This is a genomic window from Oceanobacillus rekensis, assembly GCF_002153375.1.
Classification (GTDB): Bacteria; Bacillota; Bacilli; order Bacillales; family Amphibacillaceae; genus Oceanobacillus; species Oceanobacillus rekensis.
In genome coordinates this window covers 705725-725323 of sequence record NZ_MTBQ01000001.1, presented here as the reverse complement: position 1 = coordinate 725323, position 19599 = coordinate 705725, and the positions used below count along the sequence as shown (strand labels likewise).

Sequence of the window (19599 nt, the reverse complement as noted above, 5' to 3'; positions counted from 1 at the left end):
TTATGCTGTCACGCCTACTTTTATTAGCTGTTGTATTTGTGCAGCCGCTTCTTTTTTATCATCTTTGCTCGTAATACCTCCACCAACAATGATTAGATCGGGTTGTACTTTAATCACTTCAGGTAGGGTCTCAAGCTTAATTCCACCAGCAATTGCTGTCTTCGCATTTTTTACAACACTTTTTAAAGTACGTAAATCTTCTAAAGAATCTTTGCCCTCAGCTTGTAAATCATAGCCTGTATGTACACAGATGTAATCAGCGCCTAATTCATCAAGCTCTATTGCGCGAGTTTTAATGTCTTTTACAGCAATCATATCTACCAGGATTTGTTTTCCTAGTTTCTTCGCTTCTTCAACAGCGCCCTTGATCGATGCATCTTCTGCTTGACCAAGAATGGTAACAATGTCAGCGCCTGCATTAGATGCATTAGCCACTTCATAACCCGCAGCGTCCATAATCTTAATGTCTGCTAGAACTTCTAACTTAGGGAATGCAGATTTAATTGCCTCCACTGCTTTATGTCCTTCTATATTGATTATTGGAGTTCCTATTTCAACTATATCAATATATTGTTCTACTTCTTTAACCAATTCAATGGCTTCCGGAATGTTGACAAGATCTAAAGCTAACTGTAATTTCATGTGTCATTTCCCCTTTATCTTTAATTTTGTAACAAACCAAGTATAAATCTTTAACAAAGATCTGAGAAGTACGCACTTTGAAATCATATAGTGCCTAAAAGTATACTGTAATTAATATAAAAAATTTAAAAAAGCAATGAGAAAGTAGTATTCTCATTGCTTTATGCTGCTATTTAGTTACCGTTTCATTTATGCTTATTGAATTAGGTACGGCTTCATCTAAAAATTTTTTATATGATATTCCCCATTTTGTCATTTGTTCTAGTACGGGTCGGAGCGATTTACCTTGAGTTGTTAATGAGTATTCTACTTTTGGCGGCACAACAGGATAGACTTCTCTATGAACAAGGAAATCTGACTCTAATTCGCGAAGCTGTGTGATAAGCATTCGTTGCGTAATTCCTGGAATAAGTCGTTTTAGTTCATTAAATCGTTTCGTTCCTTCGTTACCTAAGTTCCATAGAATTAGCATTTTCCATTTGCCACCAATTACAGAAAGTGTAAGTTCTTTTTCGCAATTAAATTCTCTTACATGATCCTGATCCATTTACATTACTCCCTCTTTATCCAATACATAATAACAGTATACTTTTTCATACTACTTATGTAAAATATACTGGTTTGCATAATAGATAGTGATTAGAACATTTCTTAGTTCCCTTCGTGGTATATTTCCAGTTAATTATGATAAAATATAATCAGAATTTTCATTTAATTGCGGAAGGGGAATAAGAATGAATGAACAAGTGCTGAAAGAAGCGGAGGAATTTTACTTTGCTGGAAACAATATAGGCCTGTTAGTCATTCATGGATTTACAGGTTCGGCACAAAGCATGAGGTTACTTGGAGAAAAAATTGCAGAAGAGGGCTATACGGTATATGGATCACGATTCACAGGACATGGAACTACGCCAGAGGATATGGAAGAAGCGAACTATCAAGATTGGATCAAAGGTGTAGAAGATGGCTTCAAAAAATTAAAAGAAACATGTGCCACAGTTTTTGTGTGCGGTTTATCAATGGGTGGTACACTAACACTATATTTAGCGGAAAATCATCCGGATATAAAAGGAATCATGCCCATTAATGCTGCAATAAATATGCCTGAAATGATCAAAAACTATGAAATCCCGTCCAATGGGGAAGCTAGGTTTGTAGATGGGATTAGGTCCGATATTAAAAAAGAGGGTGTTATAGAACTAGCATATGCGAAGACCCCTGTAAAATCAATGTTAGATATCATTACCCTTACTGAAAATGTACGGAGAAATTTAGAGAAAATAACAGCTTCAGCTCTAATCATTAAATCACGGGAAGATCATGTTGTTCCACCAGACAATTCTGATGAAATAGTTAAACGTACTAAATCAGAAGATGAGAAGCTATTAGAGTTAGAAACAGTTACCATGTAGCGCCACTGGATAATTATAAAGAAGTCATTGCAAAAGAATGTATAGCATTTATCCGTTCAAGGGTAGAGGTGGAAAGTGCTCTAAAGCAGACATCTTAAAGAAGCGAAAAAAATGAACTAGAAAGAATGATTGGAGTTAAAAAATGGTCGATTTTATGGTGACAAATCAATGGGAAGTCTTTATTACTTTCGAAATTATATCTTTTGTATCTCTTCTATTATTCGGTGTGGTTCGTTATATCTTAAACCGTAAGAGCGCTAGTATTCTGTTTCTTCTATTGTTCGTCTTTTTACTCATTTTCGAAGCAATCCTTGCGTTGCTCATATATCGGGAAACAGGGGAGATCTCTACATTTCAAATTGTCATTACTGTCTTTGTGGTCTATGCATGTACGTTTGGGATTTTTGATTTTATGAAGCTAGATCGCTGGATGCGAGGAAAAATTGGAAAATGGCGTGGTGTAGAATTACTTACGAGTAAAGATAGGACACTAATGGCCAAGCAGAAAGATCCGAAATATGTTGCTAGAAAGAACCACAACTCAGCCATAATCCACCTGATTATCTTTGCTCTATTTCAAGTAGCATTTTGGTTCCATGGTACGGGTGGAGATATTGCATTAATGCTAGATTATTTGAAAGATTTATCATGGATTGGAACAGAGAACTATATGGAAACACCATATGCGAATGAAACCATTTTTGGCATTGCAATGGTTTGGGGAATTGTATTTATTGTAGATTTCCTCTATTCTTTGTCATATACATTTTTCCCGTCAAAGTCTTAGGAAGAAACTAAAGGGAGGGAATCTTTTCCACAATCTCTTTTATAGTGAACATTTTTTATAATAAATCTAAATATTTACAATATACAAACTAAACTGAATAATGTATAATGACATTATCATTAATTTACTTGGAGACGACTTATTAAAAGCAGCATTTGTTTGCAAAACCATCAATGCTGCAGAAGTTGGTGATAATCAGAAATTCAAAATCATGATGTGTTGATTAGACATGTACTTGAAGGCTTTAGATGATTGGGTATTAATTTTAACAAGTAATTCCATTTGAAACATTAGCAAAAAAACGAAAATAGTTTTCAGTTTTTGAAAGGGAGATGCCCAGTGAAAACAGTAAAAAAAGGTTTTTTTAAGTTTATCGTAGCTAATGTGGCGGTAATTTTAACTATTGTACTCTTGCCGGCTTTTCTTGTTTCAGAGAATGTAGCTTTTTATGGGGGAATCATGGATTACTTGTTTGGCAATGAAAGTTGATTATCATCAAAATCGTAAGAAGGACAAAGGGGGAGGGATAAAATCTATCCCTTTGTTCCGCTTTAATCTATTTTGCTCCCGTATTTCTTTTCTTAAGACCTTCGACGTACGCCTTAGTGAATTATGGAGTGTTGCCCGTTCTTGCTACTCCTCATCTGCTTCGACTTAACTATGGCCTCGTTATACAATTCACTAGAAAACTCTCCTTGGTCCACAATTTACAACAATCTAAAAATCAGAAAACGAAACTTTCGCCCCCAGACATGTCCCAATGTCTTACAAAATATTATTCTAATATGGGTTGTTTTTTTTAACCAAGTATAATAAAATAACTTACAACAATAAAACCAACTAAACTAATTGGTTTTATAATAAATCTTGTAAAGGGGGAAATGATTTGAGTGATACACCGCTCATCCAGATAAACAATCTGGATAAGAGTTATACGAATAATAACAAGACGGTACAGGTATTAAATAATATCAACTTTGATATAAAAAAAGGCGAGACAATCGCTATTTTAGGTCAGAGTGGTTGTGGAAAAAGTACCCTGCTCAATATAATTGGTGGGTTTATTACAGCAAATTATGGCAACGTCTATTTTGATGGGGAAGAAGTTATTCGTCCAGGCAGGAAAAGTGTCATGTTGTTCCAAAATTATGGTCTCTTACCATGGCGTTCTGTCATGAAGAATGTAGAGTTGGGATTAGAAGGTATAAATCTGACATCAAAGCAACGACGGGAACGGGCATTACGTTATTTAAATATGGTTGGATTAGAAGATAAAACCGATCTCTTTCCAAGACAACTATCGGGAGGGATGCAGCAGCGTGTTGCGATTGCTCGTGCACTTGCGATTGAACCGAAATTGCTTTTGATGGATGAGCCGTTTGGTGCATTGGATACATTTAATCGCTACAACCTGCAAGATGAGTTATTGAAAATCCAAGAAAAAGCTGAAACAACGATTGTACTGGTAACCCATGATATTGATGAGGCTATTTATTTATCTGATCGTGTAATGGTGATGAGTAAAGAGCCAGGGGAAATTCAACGAGCGGTAAAAATTGAAATAGGTAAACCTAGAGATCGCAGTGGAGATGACTTTCAATATTATCGAAAACTCATTTTAAATGAATTCCATTTGAGCGGAACTAAACCACCAATTGAATACAATATTTGACCTGAAGATTATCCATTCGGAAGGGGGACACAGATATGAAGGCGAAGTTCTTACTGCTAGTTTCATTATTAGTGATGGTGATACTAAGTGCATGTGGACAAAGTTCAAATGTCAGTAGCGAAGGGAAACCAACAATTAAAATAGGGTATTTACCTATCACCCATGCTATACCGTTATACATACAAAAGGAAATGAATGAAGAGAAGGAAGCAAGTTTTCATCTGGAACTTGTCAAATTCTCTTCATGGCCTGATTTAATGGATGCTTTAAATACAGGACGAATTGATGGCGCATCGACTTTAATGCCGGTTGCACTCAAAGCAAATGAAATGGGAATCGACTTAAAGGCTGTTGCTCTCGGACATAGAGATGGGAATGCACTTGTAGCCTCCAAAGACATTAATGATGTAAACGATTTAAAAGGAAAAACCTTTGCTATTCCTCATAAACTTTCGACTCATAATATATTACTCTATGAGATGTTGAAACAAGAGGGACTAGAATACGAGGACATAAACGTAGTTGAAATGACACCAGCAGAAATGCCTGGGGCGCTTTCTCGGGGGCAAGTTTCTGGATATGTTGTTGCAGAACCAATGGGGGCTCAGTCAGTGGTGCTCGGTAATGCCAACGTACTGTTTCAATCAGAAGAACTTTGGCAAGACGCGATAGATTGTGCATTGGTATTTCATGGTGATTTTCTCAAGGATCATCAAGAAGCAGCACAAGAGTTTATGAATGGTTATGTAAAAGCAGCTAAACAGGCAGAAACAAAGAGTGAACATGTGCAAGATATTTCCTCCGAGTACATGAAAGTAGACGCTGAGGTGATGGATTTATCTTTGAAATGGATTTCTTATGATCATTTAAAAATAAACAAAGATGCCTATGAAACATTAAGTGCAAACCTTATTGAAATGGGATTATCAGAGAATCCACCTGCATATGAAGAATTTGTCAATAATACATTAATTAACGAAGTGAAGTGATCCTATGAAAGTCTTGAAGAAAACAATGAATATATTTATCGGAATCATAATCGTCTTAAGTCTTTGGCAGTTTGCCATCTTAGTGACAGATATTGAGGAGGCTCTTTTCCCACCTCCAATCAATGTTGCCAAAGCAATCGTTTCACTAATTACAGATGGTACTTTATTCATCCATTTAAATGTCAGTCTAATGAGATTCTTAATTGGTTATCTATCTGCAGCAATTTCAGCTGTGATTCTTGGCCTGATCTTAGGGCGTTTGCAAAGGTTATGGGATATTCTTGATCCAATTGTACAGGTGTTAAGACCAGTATCGCCAATTGCATGGTCCCCATTCATTGTGCTTTGGTTTGGAATTGGGAATGCACCAGCAATAGTTATTATTTTTATCGCTGCGTTTTTCCCTATCCTGCTAACAACTGTAGCGGGTGTTAAAAAAGTTGATACTACCTACTTAAAGTTGGCGCAAAACTTAGAAATCAAACAACCACATTTGATGACAAAAATTATTTTTCCTGCCGCATTTCCGGCCATTGCTAGTGGTCTGCATATTGGAATTGGTACAGCATGGATATTCCTTGTATCAGGTGAAATGATTGGTTCACAGTCGGGGTTAGGATATTTGATTATTGACTCCAGGAATTTATTGCGTTTGGATCTAGTTGTAGCGGGAATTATTTTTATCGGAATTTGTGGGCTATTGCTTGATAAGGGAATACGTTTATTGGAGCGATGGATTGAAAAGCAGTGGGGAGTATCACCAAATGATTGATGGACCTTTTCGGCTTTTAGGTGTAGCGGAGTTGAGATAAACTGAGAACTAAGGTAAGTAGCTTCGGCGACCGCTCTGGTTCGGTAGGACTAGTTGTGTAAGCCCGAATATTCTAGAAAAAGAACAAAAAAAAGACTGAGAAATATTCTCTCAGTCTTTTTCCGCTGCAAATACATGTGCCAAAACCGTGAAGCTTTATAGTTACTTACTTATGTATGCATTTCCGACCAGTCAGCTTTGCTTTTTCTAACTATCCACATCTACTACGGATAAGTCGTTCACATTTTCATTGCAATGGGAACAGTGGTAGGTAATATCCACTTCATGATTACATGTTTGGTGAATCAGTTTTTTATGACATTTTTCTAAATGTTCGGTCCCCCAGATAATAATGGCGTTGAAAACATTTTCCAAGTCTTTGCCACTCTTTGTTAATGTGTATTGATAACGTGGTGGATGACTTGAATATAAGGTCGATGTAATCAAACCGCTATCTTCTAAATGCTTCAATCGATCAGACAACAGATTAGAAGAAATCCCATCTAGAGATTTTTTTATATTATTGAATGTCGTATTTTCTAATAAAATCTCATGGATGATAAGCAATGTCCAGCGATCTCCAATGATATTTAAAGATTGTGCGATATTGCAAGGTAACTCATAGGTTGCCTTCATTCCAATTCTCCCTTCAACTTATCTCAATTTTTATGTAATTTGATAATAACATAAATAATTTTATTGGGAAGGGTTGATTTTTTGAACTTAGTATAATAAACTAACTTAAACAGATAAAGTTGATTATTTTAGTAGGATTAGTAAACTTAACTTATCTAAATTATTCAAAAGGAGAGGAATTAACATGTCACTTTATTTAGTAGAAACAGAATTGAATGGGGAAATTAACAACAAAGAGGATTTCAAGAAAAAGATTTCTGAGATTCAAGGAAATTTACAAAATGTAAACTTGATCGAGGTACAGGTTTCGAAAGACTTCTCAAACGTATTTTTCATTTTCGAAGCTGAAGAAAGTCAAGGCCTTCAAGAAAAGTTAAGTGAATCAGGTGTTACTACCCAATTAATTAAAGAAGTAAGACTGGTTGGGAAAGAATTGGATGAAGTGAAAAAACAAGCAGACAATGTAAATTATCTTGTGCAATGGAATATTCCAGAAGATATTACGATGGATAAATATTTGGCTCGTAAGAAAAAGAATTCTGTACATTATGCAGAGGTTCCAGAAGTTTCTTTCTCAAGAACCTATGTATGTGAAGATATGACGAAATGCCTATGTTTCTATGATGCACCAGATGAGGACGCAGTGAAACGAGCAAGAGAAGCAGTGGATACGCCAATCGATTCTATTACGGAAATTAATGCTGACTGATTTCCACAAACTCTGAAAATCCCATGTGAAACTGGGGATTTTCAGAGAATTATATTTACTTGGCAGTTAAGAAAGTATAAATACTTTTACTGCATAAGTGTGGGCTTTGGTTGTCTCTTAAAAGCTTGGTGACAGCCAAGTTTTCTAAATATGGACTACGATTTATAAAAGTATGAGAGATATAGATAAAGGAGGATGTCGATCAAATGGAAGTAGCAGTGGAAGAAACCGAGACTAATAAGCTTATAAATCCAATTATCAAAGGAAAATTGAAACCGTATGTCAGAAAAATTGATACAGAAGCCTATTATGCCGAAGAATTCTTGAAGGACCTTGGGAAATCTGGACTTCTTGAATCAAATGATTTTAACAATAGTGAAGTGCTGGAACGTGAAATGCTGATCGCTGAGGAAACTTCGAAGACCTGTATGACAACAGGGTTCAATTTATGGTGTCATCTTGCTTCTCTAACCTATCTTCGGAACTGTGATAACGATTACTTGAAAAGAGAGTTGCTCCCATCTCTTGAAAAAGGTGACTTTCTCGGAGGTACGGGGTTATCCAACCCAATGAAATATTTTGCAAACCTTGAGCCCCTTCACTTAAAAGCTGAACGTACGAAAGGTGGCTACACGATTTCCGGGAATTTACCATCTGTTTCTAATTTAAAGCATGATCATTGGTTCGGTGTAATTGCATTGAATCAAGACAAAGAAATCATGGCCTTTGTACCTTGTGATGCTAATGGGTTAACCTTAAAGGAAAAGGCAAATTATATAGGTGTGAATGGTAGTGCAACCTATGCTTGTAAATTTGATAACGTGTTTATTCCTGATGATTGGATTATTTCTTTCGAAGCGAAAACATTTGTAGAAAACGTCCGATCGACTTTCGTACTTTATCAAATACCATTAGGACTTGGCGTTATAGCTGCATCTGTCCAGTCGATGAAGAAGGCACCTAATAAACAAGATGGAGTGAATAAATTTTTATCAATCCAACCAGAGGAAATAGAACAAGAATATCTTCAGCTCAAGCAAAGAGTAACGTCGATATTAGAACGTAATGAGTTAAAAGCCGACTGGGAAGAAATACTACAGCTTCGCCTGGACGTGGATAAATTAACGATAAAAGCTGTACATGGAGATATGTTGCATTATGGTGGAGCAGCATACTTGCAAAAAAGCAACCCATCCAGAAGATTGCGGGAAGCCTACTTCTTGCTCAACCTGACACCAACAGAAAAACATCTGGAAAAGCTCTTATCATAAGGGACAGGGGGACAGGGTCCTTGTCCCAGAGTTACCTTGCATTCTTGATTAAGCGACTTTTTATATAATAGAAAATGTTATTCTGACATGCACTAAGTTCCAATAATTCATCTGTATGGATATCTAAGAACATTTCAGTAAACCATCTCGTCGAATCCCTAAACTCTAAACCTAAGCATATCATCTCAGCGTTTTATTTCATCGCAACAGTATATTTCATCCCTTATAAAAAAGCAGTTTAACCCTACCATAAACCCACATTTTAATCTCAAGCAATCTCTTCATTTATGCAATTTACACATTTGTCAATTTCCTAATCTACTCTGATATAAGAAAGTAAAAAGCGATGATTCTAATCATGAAATCATCGCTTTTTCCTATTATTCTTCTTCTAGAATTTCATCAAATGCTTCAGATACGATATCAAATTCTTCATCTGTTTCAATAGCCGTTAATTCACCATCAACGTCGATTTTGAGGAAAAAGAGATCAATGTCCTCTTCATTATCTGCTTGCAGATCCTCTAAAAAGCTGACAGCTACATAGTCCGTATCTTCTAATGTAACCTTTGCCAATACTTCAACCTCTTGTTCCTCATTCGATTCATCACTAATTGTAAAAACTTCGCCAACTTCGATTTTGTTATCCATATTATTAGCCTCCGCTTCCTCATATAGAAAGTATTTGAAATTGCTTTCTTTAGTTGTACTTTAAAAAGGAGAATAATGCAAATTTAATTTACCTTTATTTTGGAGTGGTCATATCTGGATAAGTAATCATGTTTTGAAAAAACAGAGGATACTGGCCTTTACCCAATATATAGTCTAACAAAAAATGATGTGAACTATACATGTTATCTACTCCGTAGTCGAGATATACTACGATCTAAAATAAGTAACTTTGGCGACCGCTCTGGGAAATATGCAGACAACTACAACTTCACCAGTCCGGGTGAGCGGAGGGCGGTGACTCCTTGAAAATACAAACCAATTTTCTTACGAAGATGTAAAAGCTGCCGAAGCCTTCCTTGTCCTGCGGGAAATGCACTTACTTATAGCAGTAGTTACTTCGCACTTTATAGAAACTATAAAGGTTAAAAAAGCAATAATTCTTTTCGATGGGACGAGTAAACCGCACCTAAAAGTTTATGAAAAAAGCCATATATAAAAATTATACTTTACAATCCCACGAAATAATGTAAAATTAAGATACAACTATATAGGTTATCTAGAGTGAACGAGAGATCTGGCTCAACGACTTCACAGCAACCGCCAAGTGGCAAGGTGCTCCCTCCAGCAAAGCATTGCTTTGAATGATAACAAACGGCGCCCGGCTCTTTGTTGCACATTGCAATAAAGAGTTTTTTTGTTATCTATTCGAATTTGGATAATAATTTAAAACAGACAAAGGAGAATGGAAAGATGAATATTAATGGATTTGCAAGAGGTTACATGTCCAAAAACATGAAAGGGCAGGAATTTTTTACTCATGTGTATGGCTGCATTGAACACCAGTTGAAGGAGTGGGATAATGACTATTATGTGAATTTAGTCAGAATTGCTGACTATAATTTGGTTGTCAATAAAGGATCCCAGACCTTCCATGTTATGTTGACTGAAGAGGAGATTGAATCATTAATGAAACGCGGCTCCTATGCGCTTGATCGTGAGATTTGGAGGCAGCTGAGAGCACAGGGCCTGCCAATTAAAAAGGACAACGGGAATTACTTAGAGACAGTATTATAATTTGCTAAGGATGCGGGGAGAAGGATAGACCTTTGCCCCGTGTTAGTCACCGACTTCCATAAGCCACTGCCGCAATTTTGCTTTGGGATAATATATCTTGCCGTTTATCAGGATATGGGGGATGTCCGGATATTCCTTGACCAAAAATTTTGCATCTTCTTTTGTAATTCCCATAAACCAATGAATTTCATTTTCTTTTATCAGTTCATACTGATCATCATCTTCAAGCGAATCCATCATGCTTTTTGCCTCGGGGTTTTTAAAATTTTTCAGTCCATCACCGATGAAATATCCAGCGGCTGCCAAACCGATGGCAAGCCAGAAAAAATCCAATTCCATTGTACCTCACTCCTCCATTGTGTTAATTTAATTCAATCGTAAAGCTGGTCAGTCTTTTAATGTAGCTATAAAGATATTCATATAATAGAGGATGTTCAAAAAATCCCGTAAAAATGACACATCGAATTTCTCACGAATGATTTCTTTTCCTGCGTGCAAGATCGTTTGCTCACTTATTAAAAGCATACGTTCCGCTACCGGGAGCTACGATGCCTCGAACTTCTTGGTCCTTTTTATCCTCCTTTTTGAAAACGCACTAATAGTATATCATTTCATTGCGAAAATTAAATCTATTCGTAAAAATACCATTAGAAGATTACTGTCTTTATATTCGTTAGCCAGGGCCGAGTTTAATTTACAAACCAAGGATGCAAATGAAGATAATTAACAAAAGTAAAAAAAGCTCTTTGTTGCAATTTGCGACGAAGAGTTTATTTGCATTAGCATTCCATTTAAATGGACGGGTGTAATATTGCTTCTACCGCACAAACTAAAGTAAAAGGTAAATGAGGTGCTATAGATGAATAATACCAACCAATCGAATCAAGTTACACATACCGTGGCAGGAACAGATATCGAAGCAGTCAAAAGGGAGAATGAGCAATCAGGTATGTCATATAATGAAGCAAAGGAATTCCTTGCCAGAACGTCAGGCGGACATGGTACATCCGTATACAGTGATACAAATATCGAAGCGGTTAAAAAGAAAAATCAGACAAAGCAGAAAGAATAAAGCTTACCCGAATAGAAAATTTCCACGAGAAGGAGTTGTTGACGATGGATCAGAAAAACTTTGAAGAAATTTATAATCAATACCGTATTCAAAGCGGTCAACCAGAATTAACCGATCAAGAGAATTCGAGCCAACAGGAAGAAATCATAGCAGTGCGAAAGAATGAAGATAGAGATATTATTGCATTTAAAACAAATACAGGAAGAGAACTGGATTATATAATGGCATTGGATGAGGCGAAATCCGGCAGTTTAGCACATATTGATGTATTCCATAAATATGGCAGGGATATAATCCGTAGTGAGCCCGATGGGATTGAAGAGAATAACTTGAGTAATCTACCGGAGTTTTAGTTGTTAATCATAAAAAAATACCTGTCCCAATTACTTCATTCTATAACTGGGTAGGGACAGGTAATTTTTCTGGAAACGGTTATATTGTTTATTATAGCTGTACTATTTAATAGGTAAATAGACCCATATACCATATATCCAACCAACCCCGAAATTCAACTACGTATTATATTCTCTAAAAAGGCAATATCCTCACTCGAAAGCGACTCATTATTAATGCGAAATTTTTTGTTTTTAATTCTTTCAAGTTCCACTTTTCCATTAACTAATTCTTTTTCAGGCAAAATACATGGAATGTCATTTACGATAGGCTTCCCCTCCTGGTCGTAGAATAAATAGCCTTCTTTTTCGTCATAGATAAAGGAGTTGATTTTCATATTTGGCGTAATAAACAATGTAATCTTTTCATTGTCATTCCAGATTACTTTAATAAGTGTCTTTTTCTTTATCTTCTTTTCCACAAAAGATTTCAACGTACTTACTGAGATTGTCTCTTCCATTATTTTTCCTCCAATCATTTGTTCTCACACTTTACTTTTATCTTTAACATATTTTGCTCTGAGTAATCTACTTAAACGTCTTCGATGAACCTCAAACGTCTTGATTGAACTCCTGTTAGGGACGAGATAGCTTTCAATCAAACCTGATATTAGTATTTTTAAAATAGATTAAAAACTCAGACACACCTCTAATCAAGAGGAAAATTGAGGAATTGTACGATAGCCCCTTCGTAAACTTTGTGCAATAAAAACTGTACAGATTTTTAAAACTTTATGGACTATTATGCGCGTTTATTAAAAATTGGCTGTTGGTTATACTAGGAAAGTTGAATCAGCACGAAAGTAACTATGGAGGTGTTAAGCGTTGTTAGAGTTTAAGAATGTAACAAAGCGATACAATAATGAAAAAGCCGCTGTTAATAAGTTGAATTTAAAAATCGAAAAGGGCGAATTCATATGTTTTATTGGTCCAAGTGGATGTGGTAAAACAACAACAATGAAAATGGTGAACCGTCTAATTGATGTTACAGACGGGAGTATTTTATTTGAGGGTAAAGATATTAACCAACAGAATCCGGTAGAATTGCGCCGGTCCATTGGGTATGTTATCCAGCAAATTGGATTGATGCCACATATGACGATTAAAGAAAATATTGTTCTTGTTGGGACATTATTAAAATGGTCGAACGAAAGAAAAGATGAGCGTGCTCGTGAACTATTAAAGTTAGTAAATATGCCTGAAGAATTTCTTGATAAATATCCACATGAATTAAGTGGGGGACAACAGCAGCGTATTGGTGTATTACGTGCCCTTGCTTCGAATCCACCATTAATCTTAATGGACGAACCATTCGGTGCGCTTGATCCGATTACGAGAGATTCGCTTCAAGAAGAATTTAAAAAGTTGCAGAAGGAATTAAATAAAACGATTGTCTTTGTAACACATGACATGGATGAAGCACTGAAGCTTGCCGATCGCGTTGTGATTATGCGTGATGGTGAAATTGTCCAGGCAGATACACCGGACGAGATTCTTAGAAATCCGGCAAATGAATTTGTGGAAGAATTCCTTGGCAAAGAACGTTTGATTCAAGGGCGTCCAGATGTTACTACTGTTGGACAAATCACAGGAGGTTCTCCGGTTACCGTTCAACCTAGAACGACATTGAAAGTTGCAATTGCGACAATGCGAGACAAGAAAGTTGATTCATTGCTTGTGGTTGATACTGGCAACGTATTACAAGGCTTTATTGATATTGAAGCAATCAACCTAAATTATAAAAAAGCAAGTTATGTAGATGAAGTGATGGAAACAGAAATCTTTTCTGTTACAGAAGACAGTTTATTACGTGACACGGTTCACAAAATTCTTCGCCGTGGAGCAAAATATGTACCGGTTGTAGATGATCAGCATCGATTGACAGGGATTATCACAAGAGCAGCACTTGCAAATATTGTTTATGACACGATTTGGGGCGACGGTATGGAATTCGAAAATACTGCAGCCGAAGTAGAATAGGAGGTGGATGATAATGATGGAATTTTTTGCATCACATGGCAATGAACTGTTGATAAAAACATGGGAGCATCTCTATATTTCACTGGCAGCTATCTTACTTGGCATCATTGTAGCTGTACCACTGGGAATTTTTCTCTCGAGGGTTCCAAAATTCGCGGATCGATTTATTAGCCTGATAGGTGTGTTACAAACAATCCCAAGCTTGGCGATTCTTGCATTTTTTATTCCGATTTTAGGTGTAGGAAAGATACCTGCGATTGCTGCATTATTCTTTTACTCACTACTTCCGATTTTACGTAATACATATATTGGCGTTCGTGATGTTGATAATGGTGTTGTTGAAGCGGGAAAAGGAATGGGTATGAATAATTGGCAATCGATTATGAAGATGGAGCTTCCATTGTCACTGCCAGTTATCATGGCAGGTATTCGCCTATCGACCGTATATCTTATTGGTTGGGCGACACTGGCAGCATTTATCGGTGGCGGTGGCCTTGGTGATTTCATTTTTGATGGATTGAACTTGTATCAACCCTCATTAATTTTAGCAGGTACGATACCAGCGACCATTCTCGCATTAATTGCTGATCGGTCATTGGCTATTTTGGAAAACAAATTGACTCCTGAAGGTCTAAAGGATTCTTATAAAACGGTATAATTTTGGAGGTGAAAATCAGTGAAAAAAGCGATACTTATGCTTATTTTGCTTGTCATGCTTACGGGTTGTTCGTTGCCGGGGCTTTCAAGCACAACAAAAGATACAATTAAGATCGGTGCACTTGGAACATCTGAGTCATATATACTGGCTGAAATGCTGGCTATTATGATTGAACGGGAAACAGATGCAGGAACCGAACTTGTCACACATCTAGGTTCATCGATCGTTCAGCACCAAGGGATGATGCGAGGGGATTTGGATATAACAAGTACACGATATACGGGAACAGATTTATCCGGTGCACTTGGGATGGATCCAGTTACAGATCCGGATGAAGCACTGTCCATCGTTACACGCGAATTTCAGGATCGTTTTAATCAAACATGGGGACCCACCTATGGTTTTGAAAACAGTTATTCCGTAGCAGTGACAGAAGAATTTGCCCAAGAAAATAATATTGAAACGATTTCTGATTTAGAGCCATTTGCGGATGACCTCCGTTTTGGTGTCGATAATGCCTGGGTGAACCGAAAAGGTGACGGATATGATGGATTTCAAGAGACGTATTATTCCTTTGGAGAAATTTTCCCAATGAATATCGGGCTCGTGTATCAGGCAGCAGCCGCCGGCAGTATGGATGTTGTACTAGCGTATTCCTCAGATGGAAGAATTAAGGAATTTGATTTGGTAGTTCTTGAAGATGATAGACGTTTCTTTCCGCCATATGATGCATCACCCGTTATTGCTAATGAAACATTAGAAAAGCATCCGGAGATTTTGGATATTTTGGAAAAACTTCATAATAAAATCTCAACAGAAAAAATGCAGGAATTGAATTACAATGCAGATGTTGAATTGATGAATCCGAGAAAAGTGGCAGAAGATTTTCTGGAAAGCAATAACTACTTTATGAATGAAGGTAAGGGGGGACAATGATATGGAAACATTAGAACAGTTTATATCTTATGTTAGTAATAATGGCGGTTATATTTGGGTCCAATTTTACAGACATTTTCTAATGGCAGCGTATGGTGTTTTATTTGCAGCGATTATCTCGATCCCTTTAGGAATTCTTATATCGAAATACGGAAAGTTAAGCAGTTGGGTACTCGCATTCGGAAGTATTATCCAGACCATCCCAGCATTAGGGGCGATGGCTGTAATTATGATTGTTTTGGGACTTGGAGCGAATACGGCAATTTTTACATTAATGCTTTATTCGATTTTACCAATCACACAAAATACATACGTTGGGATGAAAAATGTTGATAAAAACATTATTGAAGCAGGGTATGCTTCAGGGATGACTAAGTTCCAACTCCTACGTATGGTTGAACTTCCGCTGGCAATCAGTGTTATTATGGCTGGCTTACGGACAGCAATCGTCATTGGAATAGGGGTAGCCGCAATTGGGGCATTTGTTGGTGCCGGTGGACTCGGTGCAATTATCTTGACTGGAACAAATGCAACTGATGGAACGGCGATTATTTTAGCAGGTGCAATCCCGACAGCATTGATGGCAATTGCTGCAGATGTGATAATGGGCTGGATTGAACGAAAACTACAACCAGTTAAATCATCTAAGACGCGAACGACATGATGTATTAGAACCTTAGTCAGTTATTTGATTGCATGGAAAGGGCTGATGAATTGGAAGAAAGTAAAATAAAGGTAGAAAAAAATATCCCCTGCCAATTAAGTGATGGGACAATTCTTCATTCGGATGTTTACCGTCCGAATGATGAAGGAATGTATCCTGTATTGATGCTGCGGTTGCCATATGATAAGGAAACACCGCGCTATTATAATGAATACCTTGATGTCCCTCGTATGGTGGAGGCAGGTTATGCCATCATTCTCCAGGATGTTCGCGGCAGATTTGCATCTGAAGGTGAGTTTTATCCGTTTATTCATGAAGGGAAAGATGGCTATGAGGCAGTAGAGTGGGCAGCTAAACTTCCTTTTTCTGATGGAAACGTTGGTTTGTTTGGTATGTCGTATCATGGTTATACACAGCTCGCTGCGGCAGCAGAAAAACCACCTTCATTAAAAGCAATTGCACCGGTGATGACAATGGGGGATCCGTTTGGGGATATTCCAAATATAGAAGGAGCACCCAATGCAATCGGTAAGTTTCAGACATGGGTATTAGGATCCATCATAGAGGATCAGCTAAAGCGAAGCAACCAACTGGATGAAACGAAATTTCAAGGGTACTTAGAAAACATGGTGGAAAGGCTTTTCGATAAACCTGCAGATGAATGGCCGCCAATGAAAGACCTTGACCCGAATTCATTTTTCTTTGAAGTGATGCAAGGCAAGCTATCACCTGAATTGAAGGAAAATGCAAAGCTTGATGATAAATTTAAAAATACCGAAATTCCTGCACTGTTTATGGGTGGCTGGTTTGACGCATTATTAACGCCAACATTAGATATGTATAACGCTTATGATGGAACAAAAATGTTGTGGATTGGACCATGGACACATGAAGATATGACTGGTCGTGCTGGTGATAGATTCTTCCAGCATGCGCTTGAAAATATTGGCGTCGACAAAATGAAAGACCCGACAGAAATTCATATTAAATGGTTTGATAAATGGTTGAAAGATAAGCCATTGTCAATCGAAAAACCTGTCCACTTGTATTTAATGGAACAGAATAAATGGGAAGCCTTTGATGAGTGGCCGCTTACGAATGGAGTTAGCGAATTATATCTTCATAGTAATGGTAATTCTCAAACACGCCACGGAGATGGAAAACTAGACACTAATCCATCAACCGCAAAAACTAAAACTGCTCTGAAACTCGATCCATTTGACACCGTACCAATTCGTGGTGGGAATGTACTCATTGCAGGACATGAATCGGGGATATTTGAGATTAGTGACATCCAAGATCGCGGGGATGTACTTGTCTACACAAGTAGTCCACTTGAAAAGGATGTACAACTGCTTGGTACGGTGAAGGCAGTTATCTGGGGTTCTTCTCCTACACAACTGTTTGATATCTCTTTAAGAATCTCGGACGTGGATGAATCGGGACATGTATATAACATTATCGATACATTCCATCGAGAAAAGACGGATGCTATTAATGAGCCATTCCAATTGGAGCTTGTAATAGGCACAACAGCATACATGCTCAAAAAGGGACATTGCTTACGTTTAGATATGACAGCAAGCAAAGCACCATTGTACGATATAAACTTAAATAACGGGACAACAACAAAAACAAATGTTACCGGAAAAGCTGCAATAGAACATATTTACCAAGGTGGAGAAACAGGGTCAAAGATTATATTGCCGCTTGCTGATAACTTAAGTTAATTTTACGATATGGTAAGGTTCAATGAACATTGGGCAAAGGGGAGTTACAATGGATAATCATATGGAAAGTATTGATGATGTCAAAACACAATTTATAGAAAAAATATCAGATAATATGCATGCTTTCGGTGTTTCTACAAGTGTTGGGCGTATTCTTGGAATCATTTATATGAATAGGGAACCAATGACATTGGATGACTTATCAGCAGAAACGGGAATGAGTAAAACGCGGATGAGTCAGGTAGTTCGTGAAATGATTGATATGAATATTGCGGAGCGTGTATTTAAAAAAGGTGTTCGGAAAGATTTGTTTCAGGTCGAGGAAGATTATTACCAAACATTTATCTCCCTTTTCACCTCAACTTGGCAAAAGGCGATTAATCGAAGCCGCGGTTTCGAACTACGTCTTATGAAAAAACTAAATCAGTTACAGCAAGAAGAAGGACTTAGCACGGAAGATGAACAGGCGATCAATGAACTTCTCGTGGAAGTTAGAGAATGGATGGATTATTACGATTGGATTCGCCGGGTAACTGACTTCTTTGAGAGTGGCGAAATATTTAATCATGTACCTAAAAAACATAAAGGAGCTGATCACGATGAATAAAAAAGTGATTTTATCATGTGCTTTAACAGGAGCAGGTGACACAACAGCAAAGAGTCCACATGTACCAGTGACACCAAAAGAGATTGCAGATTCGGCCATCAAAGCAGCCAAGGCAGGAGCGACCATTGCACATCTTCACGTTCGTGATCCGAAAACAGGAAAGATGAGCCATGATATGAACCTTTACGAGGAAGTTGTGGAACGTATTCGTGAGTCAGAAACAGATGTGATTATCAATATCACTTCAGGTGGCGGCGGTGATTGGATACCAAGTGATGCTGACCCGACAAGAGGCGGCGAAGGCACAGATATCCAGACTCCCGAAGAACGCCATGAACCGATAGGGAAACTGCTTCCGGAAATGTGCACCCTTGACTGTGGAAGTCTTAACTTCGGGGATATGCTGTATGTAAGTCCGACAGACTGGTTAAGAAAGCAGGCCAAACTTGTCCAAGCAAGCGGTGTGAAGCCTGAATTGGAATGTTTTGATACAGGTCATATTCACTTTGCTAATCAACTCGTTAAAGAAGGATTGATTGATGGGGACCCATTATTTCAGTTCTGCCTTGGTATTCCATGGGGAGCTGCAGCAGATGCAGAGACACTTTCCTATATGAAGAGTCGGATTCCGGAAAACGCTAAATGGGCGGCATTTGGAACTGGACGTATGCAAATGCCAGTTGTTGCTGAATCATTACTACAGGGTGGAAGTGTCCGTGTCGGCCTGGAAGATAATCTATACTTGAAAAAAGGCCAACTTGCAACGAATGAGCAACTTGTCGATAAAGCACTTGGTATTGTGCAAAGCCTAGGGTCTGATATTATGACACCAGCAGAAGCACGTGAACATTTAAACTTATTTAACCCACACGGAAAGGAAGTTTAA

General features: G+C 37.6%; 25 protein-coding genes and 1 riboswitch. Of the genes, 19 read left to right on the top strand and 6 right to left on the bottom strand.

All coding sequences use genetic code 11. From position 1 onward, the window contains the following. Together hxlA and BV906_RS03665 are read right to left on the bottom strand one after the other, a co-directional pair. Nucleotides 1–642, bottom strand: a complete 642-nt coding sequence (hxlA, locus tag BV906_RS03670) for a 3-hexulose-6-phosphate synthase (RefSeq protein ID WP_087972093.1) — start codon at nt 640–642, stop codon at nt 1–3. A gap of 169 nt (nt 643–811) precedes the next feature. Further along, on the bottom strand, nt 812–1189 hold the full coding sequence (locus BV906_RS03665; RefSeq protein WP_087972092.1) for a winged helix-turn-helix transcriptional regulator: 378 nt from the start codon (nt 1187–1189) through the stop codon (nt 812–814). 187 nt (nt 1190–1376) lie between these two features. Between BV906_RS03665 and BV906_RS03660 the strand changes: the two genes are divergently transcribed. The 7 genes from BV906_RS03660 (at nt 1377) to BV906_RS03640 (ending at nt 6274) form a co-directional block, all read left to right on the top strand. Next, the gene (locus BV906_RS03660; RefSeq protein ID WP_245843822.1) at nt 1377–2054 is read left to right on the top strand and encodes an alpha/beta hydrolase; all 678 of its coding nucleotides are present in this window, start codon (nt 1377–1379) and stop codon (nt 2052–2054) included. Between the two features lie 142 nt (nt 2055–2196). After that, the gene (locus BV906_RS03655) at nt 2197–2841 is read left to right on the top strand and encodes a hypothetical protein (RefSeq protein WP_087972091.1); all 645 of its coding nucleotides are present in this window, start codon (nt 2197–2199) and stop codon (nt 2839–2841) included. A gap of 100 nt (nt 2842–2941) precedes the next feature. Then, complete coding sequence (locus BV906_RS20000; RefSeq protein WP_281254106.1) at nt 2942–3064, top strand: hypothetical protein; 123 nt, start codon at nt 2942–2944, stop codon at nt 3062–3064. 116 nt (nt 3065–3180) lie between these two features. Then, entirely contained in the window at nt 3181–3330 is a 150-nt protein-coding gene (locus tag BV906_RS19340; RefSeq protein ID WP_176330254.1) for a hypothetical protein, read from the top strand. 397 nt (nt 3331–3727) lie between these two features. Then, nucleotides 3728–4513, top strand: a complete 786-nt coding sequence (locus BV906_RS03650) for an ABC transporter ATP-binding protein (protein ID WP_087972090.1) — start codon at nt 3728–3730, stop codon at nt 4511–4513. 35 nt (nt 4514–4548) lie between these two features. After that, on the top strand, nt 4549–5502 hold the full coding sequence (locus BV906_RS03645) for an ABC transporter substrate-binding protein (RefSeq protein WP_087972089.1): 954 nt from the start codon (nt 4549–4551) through the stop codon (nt 5500–5502). Nucleotides 5503–5506: 4 nt separating this feature from the next. Continuing rightward, complete coding sequence (locus BV906_RS03640) at nt 5507–6274, top strand: ABC transporter permease (protein WP_087972088.1); 768 nt, start codon at nt 5507–5509, stop codon at nt 6272–6274. 246 nt (nt 6275–6520) lie between these two features. On the opposite strand, the gene BV906_RS03635 is transcribed toward BV906_RS03640, so the two are convergent. Continuing rightward, nucleotides 6521–6949: a winged helix-turn-helix transcriptional regulator gene (locus tag BV906_RS03635; protein ID WP_087972087.1), complete on the bottom strand. Its 429-nt coding sequence runs from the start codon at nt 6947–6949 to the stop codon at nt 6521–6523. A 184-nt stretch (nt 6950–7133) separates the two neighbouring features. On the opposite strand from BV906_RS03635, the gene BV906_RS03630 reads away from it, so the two are divergent. Both BV906_RS03630 and BV906_RS03625 read left to right on the top strand, forming a co-directional pair. Further along, the gene (locus BV906_RS03630) at nt 7134–7658 is read left to right on the top strand and encodes a DUF4242 domain-containing protein (RefSeq protein ID WP_087972086.1); all 525 of its coding nucleotides are present in this window, start codon (nt 7134–7136) and stop codon (nt 7656–7658) included. Nucleotides 7659–7864: 206 nt separating this feature from the next. Beyond that, nucleotides 7865–8929, top strand: coding sequence for an acyl-CoA dehydrogenase family protein (locus BV906_RS03625; protein WP_087972085.1), 1065 nt, complete (start codon nt 7865–7867; stop codon nt 8927–8929). Nucleotides 8930–9309: 380 nt separating this feature from the next. Here BV906_RS03625 and BV906_RS03620 read toward each other — a convergent pair whose 3' ends face one another. Further along, the gene (locus tag BV906_RS03620) at nt 9310–9579 is read right to left on the bottom strand and encodes a DUF1292 domain-containing protein (RefSeq protein ID WP_087972084.1); all 270 of its coding nucleotides are present in this window, start codon (nt 9577–9579) and stop codon (nt 9310–9312) included. A 570-nt stretch (nt 9580–10149) separates the two neighbouring features. Further along, a riboswitch (SAM riboswitch) is annotated at nt 10150–10251 on the top strand. A gap of 99 nt (nt 10252–10350) precedes the next feature. Between BV906_RS03620 and BV906_RS03615 the strand changes: the two genes are divergently transcribed. Beyond that, a complete protein-coding gene (locus BV906_RS03615; RefSeq protein WP_087972083.1) occupies nt 10351–10674 on the top strand; it encodes a hypothetical protein in 324 nt (107 codons plus the stop codon). Between the two features lie 42 nt (nt 10675–10716). Here the strand turns inward: BV906_RS03615 and BV906_RS03610 are convergent, their stop codons facing one another. Continuing rightward, nucleotides 10717–11013, bottom strand: coding sequence for a DNA-binding protein (locus tag BV906_RS03610; RefSeq protein ID WP_087972082.1), 297 nt, complete (start codon nt 11011–11013; stop codon nt 10717–10719). A gap of 520 nt (nt 11014–11533) precedes the next feature. Between BV906_RS03610 and BV906_RS03605 the strand changes: the two genes are divergently transcribed. Next, nucleotides 11534–11746, top strand: a complete 213-nt coding sequence (locus BV906_RS03605; protein WP_087972081.1) for a gamma-type small acid-soluble spore protein — start codon at nt 11534–11536, stop codon at nt 11744–11746. A gap of 44 nt (nt 11747–11790) precedes the next feature. After that, complete coding sequence (locus tag BV906_RS03600; protein WP_087972080.1) at nt 11791–12099, top strand: DUF3892 domain-containing protein; 309 nt, start codon at nt 11791–11793, stop codon at nt 12097–12099. A gap of 155 nt (nt 12100–12254) precedes the next feature. On the opposite strand, the gene BV906_RS03595 is transcribed toward BV906_RS03600, so the two are convergent. Continuing rightward, nucleotides 12255–12599 carry a hypothetical protein gene (locus BV906_RS03595; protein WP_087972079.1) on the bottom strand — a complete coding sequence of 115 codons (345 nt, stop codon included), beginning with the start codon at nt 12597–12599 and terminating at the stop codon, nt 12255–12257. A 364-nt stretch (nt 12600–12963) separates the two neighbouring features. On the opposite strand from BV906_RS03595, the gene BV906_RS03590 reads away from it, so the two are divergent. The 7 genes from BV906_RS03590 to BV906_RS03560 are packed head-to-tail and all read left to right on the top strand — an operon-like array spanning nt 12964 to nt 19599. Further along, a complete protein-coding gene (locus tag BV906_RS03590) occupies nt 12964–14118 on the top strand; it encodes a betaine/proline/choline family ABC transporter ATP-binding protein (protein ID WP_087972078.1) in 1155 nt (384 codons plus the stop codon). A 13-nt stretch (nt 14119–14131) separates the two neighbouring features. Next, on the top strand, nt 14132–14776 hold the full coding sequence (locus tag BV906_RS03585) for an ABC transporter permease (protein WP_087972077.1): 645 nt from the start codon (nt 14132–14134) through the stop codon (nt 14774–14776). 36 nt (nt 14777–14812) lie between these two features. Then, nucleotides 14813–15712 (top strand): osmoprotectant ABC transporter substrate-binding protein, encoded by a 900-nt coding sequence (locus BV906_RS03580; protein ID WP_087972174.1) that lies wholly within the window; start codon nt 14813–14815, stop codon nt 15710–15712. A 1-nt stretch (nt 15713) separates the two neighbouring features. Beyond that, nucleotides 15714–16376, top strand: a complete 663-nt coding sequence (locus BV906_RS03575; RefSeq protein WP_087972076.1) for an ABC transporter permease — start codon at nt 15714–15716, stop codon at nt 16374–16376. Between the two features lie 32 nt (nt 16377–16408). Continuing rightward, the gene (locus BV906_RS03570) at nt 16409–18106 is read left to right on the top strand and encodes a CocE/NonD family hydrolase (RefSeq protein WP_176330253.1); all 1698 of its coding nucleotides are present in this window, start codon (nt 16409–16411) and stop codon (nt 18104–18106) included. A 49-nt stretch (nt 18107–18155) separates the two neighbouring features. Continuing rightward, on the top strand, nt 18156–18713 hold the full coding sequence (locus tag BV906_RS03565) for a GbsR/MarR family transcriptional regulator (RefSeq protein ID WP_087972075.1): 558 nt from the start codon (nt 18156–18158) through the stop codon (nt 18711–18713). Next, on the top strand, nt 18706–19599 hold the full coding sequence (locus BV906_RS03560; protein WP_087972074.1) for a beta-keto acid cleavage family enzyme: 894 nt from the start codon (nt 18706–18708) through the stop codon (nt 19597–19599). The genes BV906_RS03565 and BV906_RS03560 overlap by 8 nt, the downstream gene beginning before the upstream one ends.